Here is a 17,544-nt window from a genome sequence, read left to right as displayed (position 1 = left end):
CACCGCATAGCTACGGATCTGGGAGTGTTCATCATCCAACAGGCGTGGCTAGGCGCGTTGCCTGGCCCGCCGCGACGCGCGGATCTGCCCGATCATCACGATCAGTACGGCGATCACGAACATCGCCGAGCCGATCACGTTGATCTGCGGCGGGGTGCCGCGCTGGGCCGCGCCGTACACGAACATCGGGAACGTGACCGTGTTGCCCGACGTGAAGTTGGTGATCACGAAGTCGTCGAAGCTGAGCGCGAAAGCGAGCATCGCGCCGGCTCCGATGCCGGGTGCCGCGAGCGGCAGGGTCACCCGCAGGAATACCTGGGTGGGTGACGCGTACAGGTCCTGCGCGGCCTCTTCGAGCTTGGGATCCATGCCGAGCACCCGGGCCTTGACCGCGACCACCACGAAGCTCAGGCAGAACATGATGTGCGCGATCAGGATGGTCACGAAGCCGGTGTTGATCCGCATGTTCAGGAACAACGTGCCCAGCGAGGCGCCCATCACCACCTCGGGCATCGACATCGGCAGGAACAGCAGCGTGTTGATCGCGCCCCGGGCCCGGAACCGGTAGCGGCCGAGCGCGAAGGCGATCGCGGTACCGAGGGCGGTGGCGATCAGCGTGGACAACACCGCGATCTTCATGCTGACCTCGACCGAGTCGCAGATGCCCGCGACCCCGCACGGCTTTTCCCACGCGTCGGTGGTGAAGCCGTTCCAGGTGTAGTTGAAGCGCCCGTTCGGGTCGTTGAACGAGAACATCAGCACGACGATGTTGGGCAGCGTCATGTAGCCGAGCGCGAGCAGGCCGACCAGGACGATGACGTTGCGACGCAACCAGTTGACGACGGCCATCAGACCAGGTCCTCCGTCCCCGCCTTGCGGATGTACGCGGTCACCATCAGCACGATCAGCAACATCAGGATGAACGACAGGGCGGCGGCGGTCGGGTAGTCCAGGACCCGCAGGAACTGGGTCTGGATCACGTTGCCCGCCATGCCGGTGTCCGGCGAGCCGAGCCACTGCGCGTTGACGTAGTCGCCGGAGGCCGGGATGAAGGTGAGCAGCGTGCCGGAGACCACGCCCGGCAGCGACAGCGGGAAGGTGACCTTGGCGAACGTGGTGCGCGGAGAGGCGTACAGGTCGCCGGCCGCCTCGTGCAGCCTCGGGTCGATCCGCTCCAGGCAGGCGTACAGCGGCAGCACCATGAACGGCAGGAAGTTGTAGGTCAATCCGCAGATCACCGCGAGCGGCGTGGCCAACACCCGGTCGTCCTGGGTGAGTCCGAGGAACGCCGTCACGTCGGTGAAGCGCAGCGTGTTGAGCACGTCCACGACGATCCCGTTGTCCGCGAGGATCGTCTTCCAGGCCAGGGTGCGCACCAGGAAGCTGGTGAAGAACGGCGCGATCACCAGCACCAGCCACATGCCGCGCCACCGGCCCGCCTTGAACGCGATCGCGTAGGCGAGCGGGTAGCCGATCACCAGGCACATCACGGTCGCCGCGGCGGCGTAGCCGAACGAGCGCAGGAACTGCGGGTAGTACTGCTCGATCGCGTCCCAGTAGGTGGCCCAGTGCCAGGTGAGGTCGTAGCCCTTGGTCAGGTTGCCGCTCTGGAGCGAGGTGGAGCCCTGGACCACCATCGGAATGGCGAAGAAGACCACGAGCCACAACAGGCCGGGGGCGAGCAGTGCGTACGGCACCCATCTGCCGCGCCGCGCCGGCTCGTCGCCCGCCTTGTCGGTGGTGTCCGCACCTCCCGTCGTGCCCGTGCCGAGGGTGCCGAGCGCGCTCACGCGGCGTCCTCGCTCGCGTCGGCGATGCCCGCGGTGAGGTCGCCCGATTCGAGCCCGAAGCCGTGCTCCGGGTTCCAGTGCAGCAGCACGCCGGCGCCGGGTATCAGGCGCCGGTCGCGCTCCATGTTCTGCTCGAAGACGGTGAATTCCTGGCCCCACGGCATCCGCACCACGTACTGGGTGGAGACGCCGATGAACGCGGCGTCCACGATCACCCCGCCGTCGAGCCGGTTGCGGCCCTCCGCGACCTTCGCGCCGGCCGCGTGCACGATGGTGATCTTCTCCGGGCGGATGCCCATCACCAGCCGGTCGCCGTCGGCGGCGGAGCGCGCGGCGGGCAGCACGAGGCGGTTGCCCTGCGCGTCGAGCAGCAGATCGCCGTCGGCGCGCCCGGTCACCTTGGCCTCGACGAGGTTGGACTGGCCGAGGAAGTTGGCCACGAAGGTGGTGCGCGGCGACTCGTACAACTCGACCGGGGAGCCGAGCTGTTCGATGCGGCCGCCGTTCATCACGGCGATGGTGTCGGCCATCGTCATGGCCTCTTCCTGGTCGTGCGTGACGTGCACGAAGGTGATGCCCACGTCGGTCTGGATGCGCCCCAGTTCGAGCTGCATCTGTCGGCGCAGCTTGAGGTCGAGCGCGCCCAGCGGCTCGTCCAGGAGCAACACCTGCGGCGTGTTGATCAGCGCCCGGGCCACCGCGACCCGCTGCTGCTGGCCGCCGGAGAGTTGGGTCGGCTTGCGCTTGGCCAGGTGCCCGAGCTCGACCAGGTCGAGCATGTCCTTCACCTGCCCCGCGGTGTCCTTGACGCCGCGGCGGCGCAGCCCGAAGCCGACGTTGTCGGCCACGCTCAGGTGCGGGAACAGCGCGTAGTTCTGGAACACCGTGTTGACGGGGCGCTTGTACGGCGGCAGCGCCGTGACGTCGCGATCGCCGATGTGGACGGTGCCCGTGGAGGGCTGCTCCAGTCCGGCGATCATCCGCAACGTCGTGGTCTTGCCGCAGCCCGAGGCGCCGAGGAGGGCGAAGAACGATCCCGCGGGGATGGTCAGGTCCATGGGGCGGACGGCCGTGAAGTCACCGTAGTGCTTGCTCAGACCCGCCAAGGAGACATCGCCGGAGGCGCCGGCCCGCTGCTGCTCAGTCATGTTTCCTCTCGCCGCCCGGGACGGGTGAAGGCCCGTCCGCCGGCCACACGAGACGGCCGGGAGCTCTCGCTCTCGGCCGCCGATCCGGAAGGTGGGGGGTGTCTACCGAGCTCCGAAGATGGTCCGGTGCCAGTCCTTGCGGGCGATGCCCGTGCCGTCGTACATGACGTGCTTGACCTGGGTGTACTCGTCGAAGGAGTACTGCGACATGTCCTTGCCGAAGCCGGATGCCTTGTAGCCGCCGTGCGGCATGTCGCTGATGATCGGGATGTGGTCGTTGACCCACACGCAGCCGGCCTGGATCTCCCGGGTCGCGCGCAGCGAGCGGAAGATGTCGCGGGTCCACGCGGAGGCGGCGAGGCCGTACGGGGTGTCGTTGGCGAGCCGGATACCCTCGTCGTCGCTGTCGAACGGCAGCACCACCAGGACCGGGCCGAAGATCTCGTCCTGCACGATCTCGCTGTCCTGGGCGACCCCGGTGACCAGCGTCGGCCGGTAGAAGGCGCCCTTGGCCAGGTCGCCGCCGGGGATCTCGCCGCCGGTGACGATGGTGGCGCCATAGCCGCGGGCCCGCTCGACGAAGCCGGCCACCGACTCCTGCTGGCGGCGCGAGACGAGCGGGCCGAGGTCGGTCGCGGGGTCCGTCGTGTCGCCCAGGCGCACCCCCTCGTACAGCTCCGCGACCCCGGCGACGAACGCGTCGAAGAGCGGGCGCTGGACGTAGGCGCGGGTGGCGGCGGTGCAGTCCTGGCCGGAGTTGATCAGGGACGCGGCGACCGCGCCGTTGATCGCGGCGTCGAGGTCGGCGTCGTCGAAGACCACGAACGGGGCCTTGCCGCCCAGTTCGAGGTGCAGCCGCTTGACCGTGCGCAGGGCCACCTCACCGACCCGCTTGCCCACCCCGGTGGAGCCGGTGAAGGAGACCATCGACACGTCGGCGTGGCCCATCAGGTATTCGCCGACGGTCCGTCCCTTGCCGGTGACCACGTTGACCACGCCGTCGGGGATGCCCGCGTCGGTGCACGCCCGGGCGAACATCAGCGAGGTGAGCGGGGTGATCTCGGCCGGCTTGAGCACGATGGTGTTGCCCGCGGCGATCGCCGGGAGGATCTTCCAGGCGGCCATCTGCAGCGGGTAGTTCCACGGCGCGATCGAGCCGACCACGCCGATCGCCTCGCGGCGCACCATGGAGGTGGAGCCGGCCGCGTACTCCCCGGCCGCCTTGCCCTCCAGGTTGCGCGCGGCTCCGGCGAAGAACGCGGTGTTGTCGATCGTGCCCGGCACGTCGAACTCGGTGGTCAGCCGGATCGGCTTGCCCGCCTGCGCGCTCTCCACCCGGGCGAAGTCCTCGGCCCGCTCCTCCAGGAGCGCGGCCAGTTTGTTCAGCGCGCCGGCCCGCTCTCCCGGGGTGGCGCCCGACCACTGCGGGAAGGCGCCCTTGGCGGCGGCGACGGCCGCGTCCACGTCCGAGGGGTCCGCGAGGGTCAGCGTCTCGACCGTGTCGCCGGTGGCGGGGTTGACGACGTCGAACGTCTCCCCGGACGAGCCCTGCCGCAGTTGTCCCCCGACGTACTGATGACCGTTGCCGAAGTCCTGCATAGGCATGGGAGCCCTCCAAGGGAATTTCGATGAGCCGACGGGGCGTCGCGGGTGGTGGTTATGCGCGTGAGCCGCGTCAGCGTAGGACGATGCCGTTTCGACACGGGGTGCCGCAACAGGCACATCGACAGGTAGGGGGCCATGGCCTTTACAGGTCGTGAATCGTCCCGACGAACCCCGGGGCGGGAGATCGAACCCGCCGCCGACCTGTCACCATGGAAGCACCGCCCGCCGAGCCGTTTACAGCTTGCTCACGGTTTGCTCGCGGGTTTCCTTCCCCCAGGATCCCTCGGGAACCAACCGCCTCGCGGTCGGGTCGTAGTCAGCACGCGGAGGTTGTCGAATGTTCCCCACCGTTTCCGACGTACTGGCCCTCGATATCGTCCGGCGTGGCCGTCCGCAGGTGGTGGCGGGCGAGCGTGGCCTGGCCCGTCCGGTGCGCTGGGTGCACATCAGCGAATTGCCCGACGTGACCCGCCTGCTCAAGGGCGGCGAGTTGGTGATGGCCACGGGCATCGCGCTCCCGGAGGAGCGTGAGGGGTTGCAGCGCTACATCCGCGATCTGGCCGAGGTGGACGCCGCCGGGCTCGTGCTCGAACTGGGCCGGCGCTACACCGAACAACTGCCGCGCGCGCTGGTCGCCGCGGCCGAGCAGGCCGGCCTGCCGGTGATCACGCTGCGCAACGAGACCCGGTTCATCGGCATCACCGAGGCCGTGCACGCGCTGATCATCGACGCCCAGTTGGCCGAGTTGCAGGCGTCCGAGGCGGTGCACCAGGCGTTCAACGAGCTGGCCGTGGAGGGCGCCGAGCCCGCCGAGGTGGTCCGCCAGGCGTCCCGGATGGCCGGGCGGCCGGTGATCCTGGAGAACCTGGCGCACCAGGTGCTCGCCTACGACGCGGCGGGGATGGCGGCCGAGACGCTGCTGGAGAACTGGGAGGACCGCTCCCGGCAGCTGCGGCTGTCCGCCCGCACCGCCTTCGACGAGCGCACCGGGTGGCTGGTGACCACGGTGGGCGCCCGGGGGCACGACTGGGGCCGGCTGGTCCTGGTCGGCGACGGCACCCCGCCGCCGGCGCAGCAGACCATGCTCCTGGAGCGGGCCGCCTCCACGCTGGCGCTGAACCGGCTGGTGGTGCGCGACCGGGAGAGCCTGGAGCGGCAGACCCACCGCACGCTGCTGTCCGGGATCCTGACCCACTCGTACACGGTGGCCGAGGTGACCCTGCGCGCCCGTGCCCTGGGCATCCCGCTGGAGGGCCGGCGTCTGGTGGGGGTGGTGCTGCGACTGCGGCGCAACAGCACCCCCGCCGCGCTGGAATCCCAGGCGCGGCTGCGCGACTTCACCGAGATCGCCGCCGCCGCGGTGCGCGAGCGCCGGTTGGCCGCGCTGGTCGGCGGGCTCGACGACGACAACGTCGGGCTGCTCGTCGCGCTCGCCTCGCAGGACACCGAGGACGGCGCGCTGGAGGGCTTCTCCGCCGCGATCCGCCGGCTCGCGCCGGATCTCGCGGACGACATCGTGGTCGCGGTGGGCTCCTCGGTGGGCGCGGCGCGCGACGCGCGGCGCTCGCTCCTGGAGGCGACCCAGGTCGCCGACGCGGCGCTGCACCAGGGCGGCAAGGCCGCGTTCTACCGGCTGCCCGACGTGCGCCTTCGCGGTCTGCTGCACCTGCTGCGCGACGACGCGCGGCTGCAGACCTACGTCGAGCGCGAACTCGGGCCGCTGCTGGCCTACGACGCGCAGCAGGGCACCCAGTTGGTCCCGATGCTCCGGATCTATCTGGAGCACGGACGCAACAAGTCCGCCGCCGCCGATGCCGCGCACCTGTCCCGGCCGTCGTTCTACGAGCGGCTGCACCGGATCGAGCGGGTGCTCGGTGTGGACCTGGACCAGGTGGAGAGTTGCCTGTCGTTGCACGTGGCGCTGCTCGGTCTGGAGGCGCTCCGGCGCTGACCGCCGCTCAGGCGGCCGATCGGGTGCCGGCGAGGGTGAAGTCGTTCATCGCGAGCGCGTGCAGGATCGAGTCGCGCGGCCACAGCTGCTCGGTGCCGAACACGTCGACCTCGACGTAGATCCCGTCGATGATCACCGACGCCAACATCGCGTGCCGGGCAATACCGGACTCGATCCAGGTGTATTCCCAGACCACGCCTTTCCGGCCGTGAATGGCACGCGACTCGAAGGTCACTTTCCGATAGTCGCGAAATACCCGGGCCGCGTTCTGTTCGTCGTCGCGCCACTGTTCCAGCAGGTCGCTGGTCTGCTGGAAGGCGGTCCGCCCGGTCAACACGGTCGGGCCGGCCGGGTCGGTGTAGATCACGCTCTGGTTCTGCTCCTTGCGGGTCCAGCCCTGCGGGACCTGCCAGGCGAAGGTGCTCTCGTCGACGCGGCGCACCGGGATCGGCGCGCCTCCCGGCGGCGCGGTGGGGTACGCGGCCAGGCCGGCGAGCGGATCGGCGGCCGGTCGCGAGCCGGACCCGGTGACCGTCGGCGGGTTCGGCCGGGGCGACGCACCGCCCGCGTCGCTGCCCCGGCCGCCGGCGCGGGCGAGCAGCACCGCCGCCACGATCGCGCCGGCGACGAGGAAGGTGACGATCGGGAGCAGGACCGCCAACAACCGACGGCGCGAGCGGGCCGGCCGCCGGCCGCGGGAGGGCAGCGGGAAGGTCGGCGGATCCCCGCCCCCCGGCGGGCCGCCGGGTCGGCGTCCGGGCGGCGGCGCGGCGGGCACCCGGGGCAGCGGGTCGAACGATCCGGCGTCGTCGTCGGGGGCGGGCCGGGCGGTGGGCAGCAGGTCGCGCAGCGGCGGTTGCCGGTGCGAGGAGGGCACCAGCGTCGCGTCCGGGTCGGTCGTGTCGGGGTCGCCGCCGTACGGGTCCGTGCGGTGCGGGTCCGTGCGGTGCGGGTCCGTCGCGGGTGGGTCGATCGGGTGCGGGACGGTCACGGCCGGCTCCTCCGCCTCCACCGGCCCGGGCACCGACGTCCACCCGATCAGGGTGGGCCGGATGGGCCGGGTCGGATCGCCCGCGCGCCGGCGGCCCTCGGCGGCGACCACCGCGCTCAGCCGCGCCTCCACCTCGGCGCTGTTCGGGCGCAGCGTCGGATCGCGCCGGAACAGGTCGCGGACCAGTGGCTCCAGCGGCCCGATCTCCTCCGGCACCTCGGGCTCGGCGATCACGATCGCGTGCATCGTGGCCACCGGGGTGGCCCGTCGGAACGGCGAGGCGCCGGTGACCGCCGCGCACAGCGTGACGCCCAGCGACCACATGTCCGAGGCCGGTCCCGGGTGTTCGCTCTCGATCCGCTCCGGCGCCATGAACTCGGGCGAACCCAGGATCGCGCCGGTCCCGGTCAGTCCGCTCACGCCCTCCAGGGCGGCGATGCCGAAGTCGGTGAGCACCGCGTGCCCGTCCCGCTCGATCAGGACGTTGCCCGGCTTGACGTCGCGGTGGATCACCCCGTGTGCGTGTACGACGCCGAGCGCGCGGGCGATCTGTACCGCCATCGCCGCGGCGGCGTGCGGGGTGAGCGGCCCGTCCTCTGCGAGGATCGTGTCCAGCGAGCGGGCGTCGAGCAGTTCCATGACGATCCACAGCCGGTCGTCGTCCTCGACGTAGTCGTAGACCCGCACCACGTTGGGGTGGTTGATCCGGGCGGTCGCCTGGGCCTCGCGCAGACTTCGCTCCCGGAAGGACTGCGACGCGTTGCGCCCCCAGCCCGTGCTGATCACCTTCGCCGCCACGGGTCGGTCGAGCAGGCGGTCGCGAGCCCGCCACACGGTGCCCATTCCGCCGCTGCCGAGCACGCTCACCAGCTCGTAGCGGGCTCCGACCACGAAGCCCGTCCAACCGTCACCAGGCGCGCCCGACATCGGCTTTCCCCCAGGTTCGCCGCTTTTCAAGATCAGACTATTTCAGCTTTACCAGGGTTATCCCCCAAAAGCCGTCCTAAAGCTTAGGACGGACATGGTAGAACGAATCGTCACGCATAGCGGGAGGGGGATACCGCATGTTCCTACGGAGAAAACTTCGATCAGAAAATGTCAGGCGAGCCGCGTTGATCATTTCTGTTCCGATCGGAATAGGAATGATTTTGAACGCCGGCTTGGCCGTGGCGGACACCGACGCGAGCGGGTCGGTACCGCGAGGCGGCGAGGGACACACGCATACCCGACCCCCGACCGGCGAGAGCACCAGGCCGCCGGTCACCACCAAACCGCCGGTGAGCACGAAGCCGGCCACGACGTCGCCGCCGGGCACCCACCGGCCGACCACCGAGCCGCCCACCACCCGGCCGCCGAGCAGCACCAGGCCGCCGACCACGACACCACCGACCACCGGGCGGCCCAGCACCACCTCGTCGTCCACCCGGCCGTCCACCACGCCACCGCCGGCCACGCGGTTCGGGGTGGCGACCGCCCTCCAGATCACCTTCGACGCCCGGGGTCGCGGCACGATCTGGTTCACCGTCACCAACGACACCGACAAGGCCCAGCCCGCCCGGGACGTGTACGCCTACAGCACGGGGCAGTTGCGGATCACCTCGGTGGGCGGCTGCTCCGCCGCACCCGCGCTGCGGGATCCGGGCCCGACCTGGGTGACCACGTTCAAGTGCTCACCCGGTTCGCTCCGGCCGCACGAGACCAAACGCTGGACGGCGTCGGTGGAATACCCGCCCGCCGTGGCCGGGTCGCCGCGCGCGGCCCGCGCGGAGGTACGGCTCCCGCTCGCCCCGGAGACCGACTTCTCCACGTTCTGTGCCCTGGTGGTACCCGAGGGCGCCACGGACACCTCGGTGATCCTGGGTCAGGCCGGACCGCTGACCCTGGTCGGCCGGGCCGACAACAACGACCCGTCGTTCATCGGCTACACCGTCGACACACCCCTGCCGAGCTTCCCGGGCGGGACCTCGGGCGGAGGCACGTCGGGCGGCGGCACGTCGGGCGGCGGGACATCCGGCGGCGGCACGAGCGGCGGCGGTTCCACCGGTGGCGGGAGCACCGGCGCCGGCGGCACGGGTGGTGCGAGCACCGGCGGAGCCACAGGAGGCACCTCCACCGGCGGCGCCGATCAGACGCCGCCGAGCACCCTGCCCAAGACCGGACCCGACGACGACACCCTGTCGCTCGCGGGCGGCGCGGTCGGCCTGCTGCTCGTCGGCAACGCGCTGTTCCAGGGCGCGCGACTGCGCCGGATCCACTCCGCCGAGGACGAGGAGCCGGAGCGGGACTGACCCGAAGCCCGACCCGGCCCACCGCGACACGCACCACCCGGGCCGGCCGCTCACCCCACGAACACGGCCCCGGGCCCGCGCACCGCGGACCCGGGGCCGTGCCCGGTACCACCCCGCCGATCGACGACCGGCGGACGCGCGATCAGTGACCGGTCAGCGCCAACACCCGCCGGGCGGCGGGCCGTTCGAGCAGATCGGCGAACGTGGTGCGCCCCTGGACCACCTTGCGGAACACCCGCCAGCCCTGCGGCAGCGTGGTCACCGCGTGGTGCAACATCGCCGGGTGCCGCTCGAAGACGTCGAGCAGGATGCGCCCGGCGCGCATCTCGCGCCCGAGCACCGCGTCCACGTCCGCGTGGTAGTCCGCGCCGATCTTGTCCACCTCGGCGACGGTGTCGACCCCGGCCACCTGCGCGGCCCGCTCCCCCGCCAACCGACCCGAGCGCAGCGCGTACGAGATGCCCTCGCGCGTCCACGGTTCGAGCAGCCCGGCCGCGTCCCCGGCGACCAGCACCCGGCCGCGCGACAGCGGCGCGCTCTCCTTGCGGCACCGGGTCAGATGGCCCGACTCCACCGCCGGCCGGAACCCGGCCAGACCCAGTCGGCCGATGAAGTCGCGCAGGTAGGCGCGGGTGGCCTCACCCTCGCCGCGCGCGCAGATCACCCCCACGGTCAACGTGTCGCCCTTGGGGAACACCCACCCGTACGAGCCCGGCAGCGGGCCCCAGTCGAGCAGGATCCGCCCCCGCCAGTGCGCGGCGACCTCCGGCGGCACCGGGATCTCCGCCTCCAGGCCCAGATCGACCTGCTCGAAGGTGACCCCGACATAGGCCGAGCTGCGCCCCGCGCTGCCGTCCGCGCCGACCACCGCGTTCGCGCGCACCGTCTCGCCGCCCGCGAGGGTCAACTCCACCAGGCCGTCGCGCTCGACGATCCGGGAGACCGCCGTGCCCTCGCGCAGCACCGCGCCCGCGGCCACCGCCGCCCGGGTCAGCGCCTCGTCGAAGCGGGCCCGGTCGACCAGTCCGATCAGCGTGGTCCGGGCCGAGCGGACCCGGCGACGGCGTCCGCGCAGGGTGAACTCGACCTCGCGCACCAGGTCTTCCACCGGCGGCTCGAAGCCCGGCGGGAGGGCGTTCTTGGACGGGCCGATGATGCCGCCGCCACACGTCTTGTAGCGCGGGAGTTCGGCCCGGTCGAGGACCAGCACGCGGCGTCCGGCGCGCGCCGCGGCCAGCGCCGCCGACGCGCCGGCGGGGCCCGCGCCGATCACCACGACGTCCCAACCCGAGGGCTCGCCGGGATCGTCGGCGGGGTCGGCGGGCGTTGCGACGGCGGGCACGGCGGTGGCCTCTGAGGAGCTGCTAGTCATGGAGATCGACCCTAGCGCGTGTCTTCGACCCCACGCCGTGCCTCCGTCCGGGCGGCTCCCACCCGCACGCGCGACCCCCTCCCGCGCGTCTGCCCGAATCGCCGGCCGATGCGCCTTATGCTCCGCCGGTGCCCCACGACAGCGCGCCGTTCCTGATCGTCCTGGCCCTGGCCTTCGTCGCGCCGCTGGTGGCCGATCTGCTCGGACGACGGATCCCGGTACCCACCGTCGTACTCGAACTCCTGCTCGGCGTACTGGCCGGACCGTCCGTCCTGGACTGGGTGCACGAAACGACCGTGCTCTCCTTCACCGCCAACTTCGGGCTGGCCTTCCTGATGTTCCTGGCCGGCTTCGAGATCGACCCGTCCCGGCTCAACGGGCGGCCGTTGCGCCTGGCCACGCTGGGCTGGGTGGTGTCCCTGGTGGTCGGCCTGGTGGTCGGGCTGCTCCTGGTGTGGTCCGGTTCGACCATGTCGCGCCTGGTGGTCGGCCTGGCCCTGACCACCACCGCGCTCGGCACGCTGTTGCCGATCCTGCGCGACGCGGGGGCGCTGCCCACCCGGTTCGGCGCGCAGGTGATGGCGATCGGCACCCTCGGCGAGTTCGGTCCGATCGTCGCCGTCTCGCTGCTGCTGAGCGGGCGCAACGCGGACGCCTCGGCGGTCGCGCTGGCCTGCTTCGCCGCGCTGACGCTGGTGGTGCTGGCGTTCGCGCGCCGGCCACTGCCCTCGGCGCTGGACCGGGTGGTCCGGGCCACCCTGCACTCCAGCGGCCAACTCGCCATCCGACTGGCCGTGTTGGTCCTGGCCGCACTGGTCTGGGCGGCGGACGAACTCGGCCTCGACGCGCTGCTCGGCGCGTTCGCGGCCGGCCTGATCATCCGGCTGCTGCTGTCCGACATGCCGGCGCAGTCGCGCGAGACGGTGGCGGCCAAGCTGGACGCGATCGGCTTCGGGATGTTCATCCCGGTGTTCTTCGTGGTCAGCGGCGTGCGCTTCGACGGGCGGGCGCTGTTCGCGGACCTGGGCACGGTGGCCCTGCTCCCGCTGTTCCTGGCGCTGCTCCTGCTGGTCCGTGGCGTGCCGACCTACCTGGTGGAGCGCGGTTCCCCGGTCGCGGTACGCCTGGGCCTGGCCCTGTTCGCCTCGGCCGGCCTGCCGCTGATCGTGGTGATCACCGGGATCGGCGTGGAGGAGGGCGAGTTGCGCGCGGGCACCGCGGCCGCGATGGTCGGCGCCGGCATGGTCTCGGTGCTGGTGTTCCCGCTGCTCGGTCTGCGCGCCTACCGCAGGGCCCGGGCCGTCGACCCGGCCATGGCGGAGCGCTGACCGCGCCACCGCGAACCGAGGCCCGCGAACCGCGCGACGGGCACCGGCCGCCCGCGGGGCACCGGCCGCCGGCTCACAGGCCGATGATCTTCCCCCACGCCTTCTCCCAGCGCCGTTCCTCGTCCTCGGTGGTCTCCCGCATCCCGTGCAGCTTCGCGGTCATCTCCGCGTCCGGGAAGATCAGCGGGTTGGTCGCCGACGCGCGCATCTCCTGGTCCGACGACTCGGCCAGCACCTGCTGCGCGGCCGGCACCGGACACACGTACGCCACATAGTGCGCCAGCTCCGCGGCGATCTCGGGGTCGTAGTAGAAGTCCATCAACTTCTCGGCGTTGGTCTTGTGCGCCGCCTTGTTCGGCACCATCAGGTTCTCCGACCACAGCTCGGCACCCTCCTCGGGCACCACGAACTCGATGTCGGGGTTGTCCAACTTGAGCTGACCCACGTCGCCGGAATACGCCTGGCAGGCCAGGATGTCGCCACTGGCCAGGCCCGAGGTGTAGTCGTTGCCGGTGAAGCTGCGGATGTGGTCCTTGTCCACCAGCTTCTGCATCCGCTCCATCACCTTGTCCACGTCCGCGTCGGCGAAGGTACGGATGTCCGAGCCCTCGCCGAGCATCAGCAGCGCGACCGCCTCCATGAAGCCGGCGAACACGGTGACCCGGCCCTTGAGTTCGGGCCGCCACAGGTCGTTCACCGACCGGATCTCGCGGTCCACCAGCTTCTTGTTGTACGCGATGCCGGTCATCCCGCTCTGCCACGGCACGGTGTACTCGCGCCTCGGGTCGTAGCCGGGGCTGCGCAACGATTCGGCGAGGTTGGCGCCCACTCGCGGCAGGTTGGCCTTGTTCAGCTTCTGCACCCAGCCGAGCCGGACGAAACGGGTGCACATCCAGTCGGAGATGACGATGGCGTCGCGCCCCGGCTCCTTGCCCGCCTGGATGGCCGGGTGGATCTTGCCGAAGAACTCGTCGTTGTCGTTGATCTCCTCCGAGTACCGGACCTTGATCCCGGTCCTGTCGGTGAACGCGTCCAGCGTGGGGTGGCGCTGCTCGTCCTCGTCGTCGACGTCGATGTACAGCGCCCAGTTGGAGAACCGGACCACCTTCTCGCGCTCCGACCGGTCCGTTCCGCCGCGCTTGGACTCCTCGACATACGCCGAGGGCACACCGCACGCGGCCAGCGCGCCGACGGCCGCCGCCGCGCCGGTGCCGCGCAGGAACATCCGCCGGTCCACCCGGTGCCCGGCGATCCGCGGCGGGAACTGGGCGCGAGTGCGGGCGCGGATCATCGGCGACTCCTTGGCGGTACGGAACGGGGCCTGCTCCCTGGGCGCGGGGACGCGCCGGGCGTACGGACGGCCCACCGCATCGTGGCCGGGTCCCGCCCCGGACGGCAACACGCACCCTGTCAACCCTCGCGAAGCGGAGTTGACAGGGTGCGTGCGGGTGTCGCCGGGTTGCCGCTCGCGCGGCGGGGCGGATCAGGCGTCGTAGTTGGTCATCACGTGCTTGATCCGGGTGTAGTCCTCGAAGCCGTAGCCGGAGAGGTCCTTGCCGTAGCCGGAGTGCTTGAAGCCGCCGTGCGGCATCTCCGCGACCAGCGGGATGTGCGTGTTGATCCACACGCAGCCGAAGTCGAGCCGCTTGGCCATCCGCATCGCCCGGCCGTGGTCCTTGGTCCACACCGAGGAGGCGAGCGCGTACTGCACGCCGTTGGCGTTGGCCAGCGCCTCGGCCTCGTCCTCGAACGCCTGGACGGTGATCACCGGGCCGAAGACCTCGTTCTGGATGATCTCGTCGTCCTGCTTCAGTCCGGAGACCACGGTCGGCGCGTAGAAGAAGCCCTTGTCGCCGACCCGGTGCCCGCCGGCCTCGACCTTGGCGTGTCCGGGCAGGCGGTCGATGAAGCCGGAGACCTGGGCGAGCTGGTTGACGTTGTTGACCGGGCCGTAGTCGGCGTCGTCCTGCGGACCGGTGGAGGTGGCCTTCGCGGCGGCGGCCAGCGCGGCGACGAACTCCTCGCGGATCGAGGAGTGCACGAGCACCCGGGTGGCGGCGGTGCAGTCCTGGCCCGCGTTGAAGAAGCCGGCCCCCGCGATGCCCTCGGCGGCGGCGGCGATGTCGGCGTCCTCGAAGACCACGACGGGCGCCTTGCCGCCGAGTTCGAGGTGCACCCGCTTGAGGTCCTTGGACGCGCTCTCCGCGACCGACATGCCGGCCCGTACCGAACCGGTGATCGAGGCCATCGCCGGGGTCTTGTGCTCGACCATCAGCCGACCGGTGTCGCGGTCGCCGCAGATCACGTTGAACACGCCGGCCGGCAGGATCTCGCCGATGATCTCGGCGAGCAGCACGGTGGACGCCGGGGTGGTGTCGGACGGCTTGAGCACCACGGTGTTGCCCGCGGCGAGGGCCGGCGCGAACTTCCACACCGCCATCATCATCGGGTAGTTCCACGGCGCCACCTGGGCGCAGACACCGACCGGCTCCCGCCGCACCATGGAGGTGTGCCCCGCCATGTACTCGCCGGCCGACTTGCCCTCGAGCATGCGCGCCGCGCCCGCGAAGAAGCGGATCTGGTCCACCATCGGCGGGATCTCCTCGGACGCGGTCAGCGCCCGGGGCTTGCCGGTGTTGCGACACTCGGCGTCGATCAACTCGTCGGCGCGCTTCTCGACCGCGTCGGCGATCTTGAGCAGCGCGAGCTGGCGCTCCGCGGGCGTGGTCTCGCTCCAGCTCTCGAACGCCGTGGCCGCCGCGCGCATCGCCGCATCGACGTCCCGCTCGCGAGAAAGCGGGGACGTCGCGTAGACCTCGCCGGTGGCGGGATCGACGATGTCGAGCGTGCCGCCGTCCGCGGCGTCGGTGAACGTGCCGTCGATGTAGTTGCGCAGAGTACGCAGGTCGCTCATGTCCCAAGTCTCCTTCGAAAACGGGGCGGCGCCGGCAGGACGGCGAGGGGGTCGATTCCCGACCTGGGCCGCGATCCCAGCCTAACCGGATTGCTGTCGGTATCCGCATCCCCATCACGTACCAACAACTGAATCAGTTGCCTGACTGAGCAATGTCAACTGATTCCCTTGCGAAAGGCCCATCTGATGAGGCAGAGTGACCACATGGCCGGTCGAGACAGAAACCCGAGCGCGTCGGCCGACGCCGTGTCGAAGGCGATCATCGAGCAGCTCCAGGAGGACGGACGCCGCTCGTACGCCGCGATCGGCAAGGCCGTCGGTCTCTCGGAGGCCGCCGTACGCCAACGCGTACAGCGCCTGCTCGACCAGGGCGTGATGCAGATCGTCGCGGTGACCGATCCGCTGACCGTCGGCTTCCATCGCCAGGCCATGGTCGGGGTTCGGGTCGAAGGCGACATCGAACCCGTTGCGGACATACTGGCCACGATGAAGGAAGTGGACTACGTCGTCATCACGGCGGGTTCCTTCGACCTCATCGTGGAACTCGTATGCGAGAACGACGACCACCTGCTCGACATCATCAACAAGAGGATCCGAGCGATTCCGGGCGTACGGAGCACCGAGAGCTTCGTCTACCTGAAGCTCCGGAAGCAGACCTACCAGTGGGGTACTCGATGACACAGCAGTACGACAACGCGGCCCTCTCCAAGAGCGCCTACGACCACCTGTGGATGCACTTCACCCGCATGTCGTCGTACGAGAAAGCTCCCGTGCCGACCATCGTGCGCGGTGAAGGCAGCTACATCTGGGACACCAACGGTCGCAAGTACATCGACGGCCTCGCCGGCCTGTTCGTGGTACAGGCCGGACACGGCCGCACCGAGCTGGCCGAGGTCGCCCGCAAGCAGGCCGAGCAGCTGGCCTTCTTCCCGGTGTGGAGCTACGCCCACCCCAAGGCCATCGAGTTGGCCGAGCGCCTGGCGAACTACGCCCCGGGCGACCTGAACAAGGTCTTCTTCACCACCGGTGGCGGCGAGGCCGTCGAGTCCGCCTGGAAGCTGGCCAAGCACTACTTCAAGCTGACCGGCAAGCCGACCAAGCACAAGGTCATCTCGCGGGCGATCGCCTACCACGGCACCCCGCAGGGCGCGCTGTCGATCACCGGCCTGCCGGACTACAAGGCGCCGTACGAGCCGCTGGTGCCGAGCACCTTCCGGGTGCCCAACACCAACCAGTACCGCAAGCCGGAGTTCCTCGCCGACAACTCCCCCGAGGCGTTCGGCCGCTGGGCCGCCGACCAGATCGAGGTGGCGATCCTCAACGAGGGCCCCGACACCGTCGCCGCGGTCTTCCTGGAGCCGGTGCAAAACGCCGGTGGCTGCTTCCCGCCGCCGCCCGGCTACTTCCAGCGTGTGCGCGAGATCTGCGACCAGTACGACGTGCTGCTCGTCTCGGACGAGGTCATCTGCGCGTTCGGCCGGCTCGGCACCATGTTCGCGTGCGACAAGTTCGACTACGTGCCGGACATCATCACCTGCGCCAAGGGCATGACCTCGGGCTACTCCCCGATCGGCGCGATGATCGTCTCGGACCGCATCGCCGAGCCGTTCTACAACGGCAGCGACAACGTCTTCATGCACGGATACACCTTCGGCGGGCACCCGGTGTCCTCCGCCGTGGCGCTGGCCAACCTCGACATCTTCGAGCGCGAGGGCCTGAACCAGCACGTGCTGGACAACGAGTCCAAGTTCCTGGCCACCCTGCAAAAGCTCCAGGACCTGCCGATCGTCGGCGACGTGCGCGGCAACGGGTACTTCTACGGCATCGAGATGGTCAAGGACAAGGGCACCAAGGAGACGTTCAACGAGGACGAGGCCGAGCGCCTGCTCCGCGGCTTCCTGTCCACCGCGCTCTACGACAACGGCCTGTACTGCCGCGCCGACGACCGCGGCGACCCGGTCATCCAGCTCTCCCCGCCGCTGGTCGCGGACCAGGGTGTGTTCGACGAGATCGAGCAGATCCTGCGCGGAGTGCTGACCGAGGCCTGGACCAAGCTGTAGAACACGCCGTCGACTCGACGCCCGACTCGACGGTGGGCACCGGCATTTCGACGAACCCTCAGTGAGGCTGCCGCCGTCGCGCACACACCCGTGCGCC

Annotated in this window: 14 protein-coding genes; 5 read left to right on the top strand and 9 right to left on the bottom strand. The window is 70.7% G+C overall.

Annotated features, from left to right (window positions below):
• Window positions 1-48: 48 nt before the first annotated feature.
• The 4 genes from ACFRCG_RS39085 to ACFRCG_RS39070 form a co-directional block, all read right to left on the bottom strand.
• Window positions 49-849 carry an ABC transporter permease gene (locus ACFRCG_RS39085; RefSeq protein WP_078977419.1) on the bottom strand — a complete coding sequence of 267 codons (801 nt, stop codon included), beginning with the start codon at window positions 847-849 and terminating at the stop codon, window positions 49-51.
• Window positions 849-1,790 (bottom strand): ABC transporter permease, encoded by a 942-nt coding sequence (locus ACFRCG_RS39080; protein WP_380040491.1) that lies wholly within the window; start codon window positions 1,788-1,790, stop codon window positions 849-851. The genes ACFRCG_RS39085 and ACFRCG_RS39080 overlap by 1 nt, the downstream gene beginning before the upstream one ends.
• Window positions 1,787-2,938, bottom strand: coding sequence for an ABC transporter ATP-binding protein (locus ACFRCG_RS39075; protein ID WP_380040489.1), 1,152 nt, complete (start codon window positions 2,936-2,938; stop codon window positions 1,787-1,789). The genes ACFRCG_RS39080 and ACFRCG_RS39075 overlap by 4 nt, the downstream gene beginning before the upstream one ends.
• 102 nt (window positions 2,939-3,040) lie before the next feature.
• Window positions 3,041-4,537, bottom strand: coding sequence for a gamma-aminobutyraldehyde dehydrogenase (locus ACFRCG_RS39070; protein WP_380040537.1), 1,497 nt, complete (start codon window positions 4,535-4,537; stop codon window positions 3,041-3,043).
• A gap of 343 nt (window positions 4,538-4,880) precedes the next feature.
• On the opposite strand from ACFRCG_RS39070, the gene ACFRCG_RS39065 reads away from it, so the two are divergent.
• Window positions 4,881-6,494, top strand: a complete 1,614-nt coding sequence (locus ACFRCG_RS39065) for a PucR family transcriptional regulator (protein ID WP_380040487.1) — start codon at window positions 4,881-4,883, stop codon at window positions 6,492-6,494.
• A gap of 7 nt (window positions 6,495-6,501) precedes the next feature.
• On the opposite strand, the gene ACFRCG_RS39060 is transcribed toward ACFRCG_RS39065, so the two are convergent.
• Window positions 6,502-8,412, bottom strand: coding sequence for a protein kinase (locus ACFRCG_RS39060; protein WP_380040485.1), 1,911 nt, complete (start codon window positions 8,410-8,412; stop codon window positions 6,502-6,504).
• 76 nt (window positions 8,413-8,488) lie between these two features.
• Window positions 8,489-8,908 (bottom strand): hypothetical protein, encoded by a 420-nt coding sequence (locus tag ACFRCG_RS39055; protein ID WP_380040483.1) that lies wholly within the window; start codon window positions 8,906-8,908, stop codon window positions 8,489-8,491.
• Between the two features lie 40 nt (window positions 8,909-8,948).
• On the opposite strand from ACFRCG_RS39055, the gene ACFRCG_RS39050 reads away from it, so the two are divergent.
• The gene (locus ACFRCG_RS39050; RefSeq protein WP_380040481.1) at window positions 8,949-9,773 is read left to right on the top strand and encodes a hypothetical protein; all 825 of its coding nucleotides are present in this window, start codon (window positions 8,949-8,951) and stop codon (window positions 9,771-9,773) included.
• A gap of 142 nt (window positions 9,774-9,915) precedes the next feature.
• Here ACFRCG_RS39050 and ACFRCG_RS39045 read toward each other — a convergent pair whose 3' ends face one another.
• Entirely contained in the window at window positions 9,916-11,145 is a 1,230-nt protein-coding gene (locus ACFRCG_RS39045) for a geranylgeranyl reductase family protein (protein WP_380040479.1), read from the bottom strand.
• 128 nt (window positions 11,146-11,273) lie between these two features.
• Between ACFRCG_RS39045 and ACFRCG_RS39040 the strand changes: the two genes are divergently transcribed.
• Entirely contained in the window at window positions 11,274-12,473 is a 1,200-nt protein-coding gene (locus ACFRCG_RS39040; RefSeq protein ID WP_380040477.1) for a cation:proton antiporter, read from the top strand.
• Between the two features lie 73 nt (window positions 12,474-12,546).
• Here the strand turns inward: ACFRCG_RS39040 and ACFRCG_RS39035 are convergent, their stop codons facing one another.
• Together ACFRCG_RS39035 and ACFRCG_RS39030 are read right to left on the bottom strand one after the other, a co-directional pair.
• Window positions 12,547-13,764, bottom strand: coding sequence for a spermidine/putrescine ABC transporter substrate-binding protein (locus ACFRCG_RS39035; protein WP_380040475.1), 1,218 nt, complete (start codon window positions 13,762-13,764; stop codon window positions 12,547-12,549).
• A gap of 192 nt (window positions 13,765-13,956) precedes the next feature.
• Window positions 13,957-15,387 carry a gamma-aminobutyraldehyde dehydrogenase gene (locus ACFRCG_RS39030; RefSeq protein WP_380003051.1) on the bottom strand — a complete coding sequence of 477 codons (1,431 nt, stop codon included), beginning with the start codon at window positions 15,385-15,387 and terminating at the stop codon, window positions 13,957-13,959.
• A gap of 204 nt (window positions 15,388-15,591) precedes the next feature.
• Between ACFRCG_RS39030 and ACFRCG_RS39025 the strand changes: the two genes are divergently transcribed.
• Complete coding sequence (locus ACFRCG_RS39025) at window positions 15,592-16,065, top strand: Lrp/AsnC family transcriptional regulator (protein ID WP_380040473.1); 474 nt, start codon at window positions 15,592-15,594, stop codon at window positions 16,063-16,065.
• A complete protein-coding gene (locus tag ACFRCG_RS39020) occupies window positions 16,062-17,447 on the top strand; it encodes an aspartate aminotransferase family protein (protein WP_380040471.1) in 1,386 nt (461 codons plus the stop codon). The genes ACFRCG_RS39025 and ACFRCG_RS39020 overlap by 4 nt, the downstream gene beginning before the upstream one ends.
• The last annotated feature ends 97 nt before the right edge of the window (window positions 17,448-17,544 follow it).

Origin of the sequence: Embleya sp. NPDC056575 (assembly GCF_042793325.1) — a bacterium.
Classification (GTDB): Bacteria; Actinomycetota; Actinomycetes; order Streptomycetales; family Streptomycetaceae; genus Embleya.
The sequence above is the reverse complement of the archived record's forward strand: the minus strand, read 5'-3'. Positions and strand labels throughout refer to the sequence as shown.

Bases quoted from the DNA above. Each gene is read 5' to 3' on its own strand.
- ACFRCG_RS39085 (WP_078977419.1), bottom strand. From the start codon at position 849: ATGGCCGTCGTCAACTGGTTGCGTCGCAACGTCATCGTCCTGGTCGGC.
- ACFRCG_RS39075 (WP_380040489.1), bottom strand. From the start codon at position 2,938: ATGACTGAGCAGCAGCGGGCCGGCGCCTCCGGCGATGTCTCCTTGGCG.
- ACFRCG_RS39030 (WP_380003051.1), bottom strand. From the start codon at position 15,387: ATGAGCGACCTGCGTACTCTGCGCAACTACATCGACGGCACGTTCACC.
- ACFRCG_RS39065 (WP_380040487.1), top strand. From the start codon at position 4,881: ATGTTCCCCACCGTTTCCGACGTACTGGCCCTCGATATCGTCCGGCGT.
- ACFRCG_RS39045 (WP_380040479.1), bottom strand. From the start codon at position 11,145: ATGACTAGCAGCTCCTCAGAGGCCACCGCCGTGCCCGCCGTCGCAACG.
- ACFRCG_RS39060 (WP_380040485.1), bottom strand. From the start codon at position 8,412: ATGTCGGGCGCGCCTGGTGACGGTTGGACGGGCTTCGTGGTCGGAGCC.
- ACFRCG_RS39035 (WP_380040475.1), bottom strand. From the start codon at position 13,764: ATGATCCGCGCCCGCACTCGCGCCCAGTTCCCGCCGCGGATCGCCGGG.
- ACFRCG_RS39070 (WP_380040537.1), bottom strand. From the start codon at position 4,537: ATGCAGGACTTCGGCAACGGTCATCAGTACGTCGGGGGACAACTGCGG.
- ACFRCG_RS39020 (WP_380040471.1), top strand. From the start codon at position 16,062: ATGACACAGCAGTACGACAACGCGGCCCTCTCCAAGAGCGCCTACGAC.
- ACFRCG_RS39025 (WP_380040473.1), top strand. From the start codon at position 15,592: ATGGCCGGTCGAGACAGAAACCCGAGCGCGTCGGCCGACGCCGTGTCG.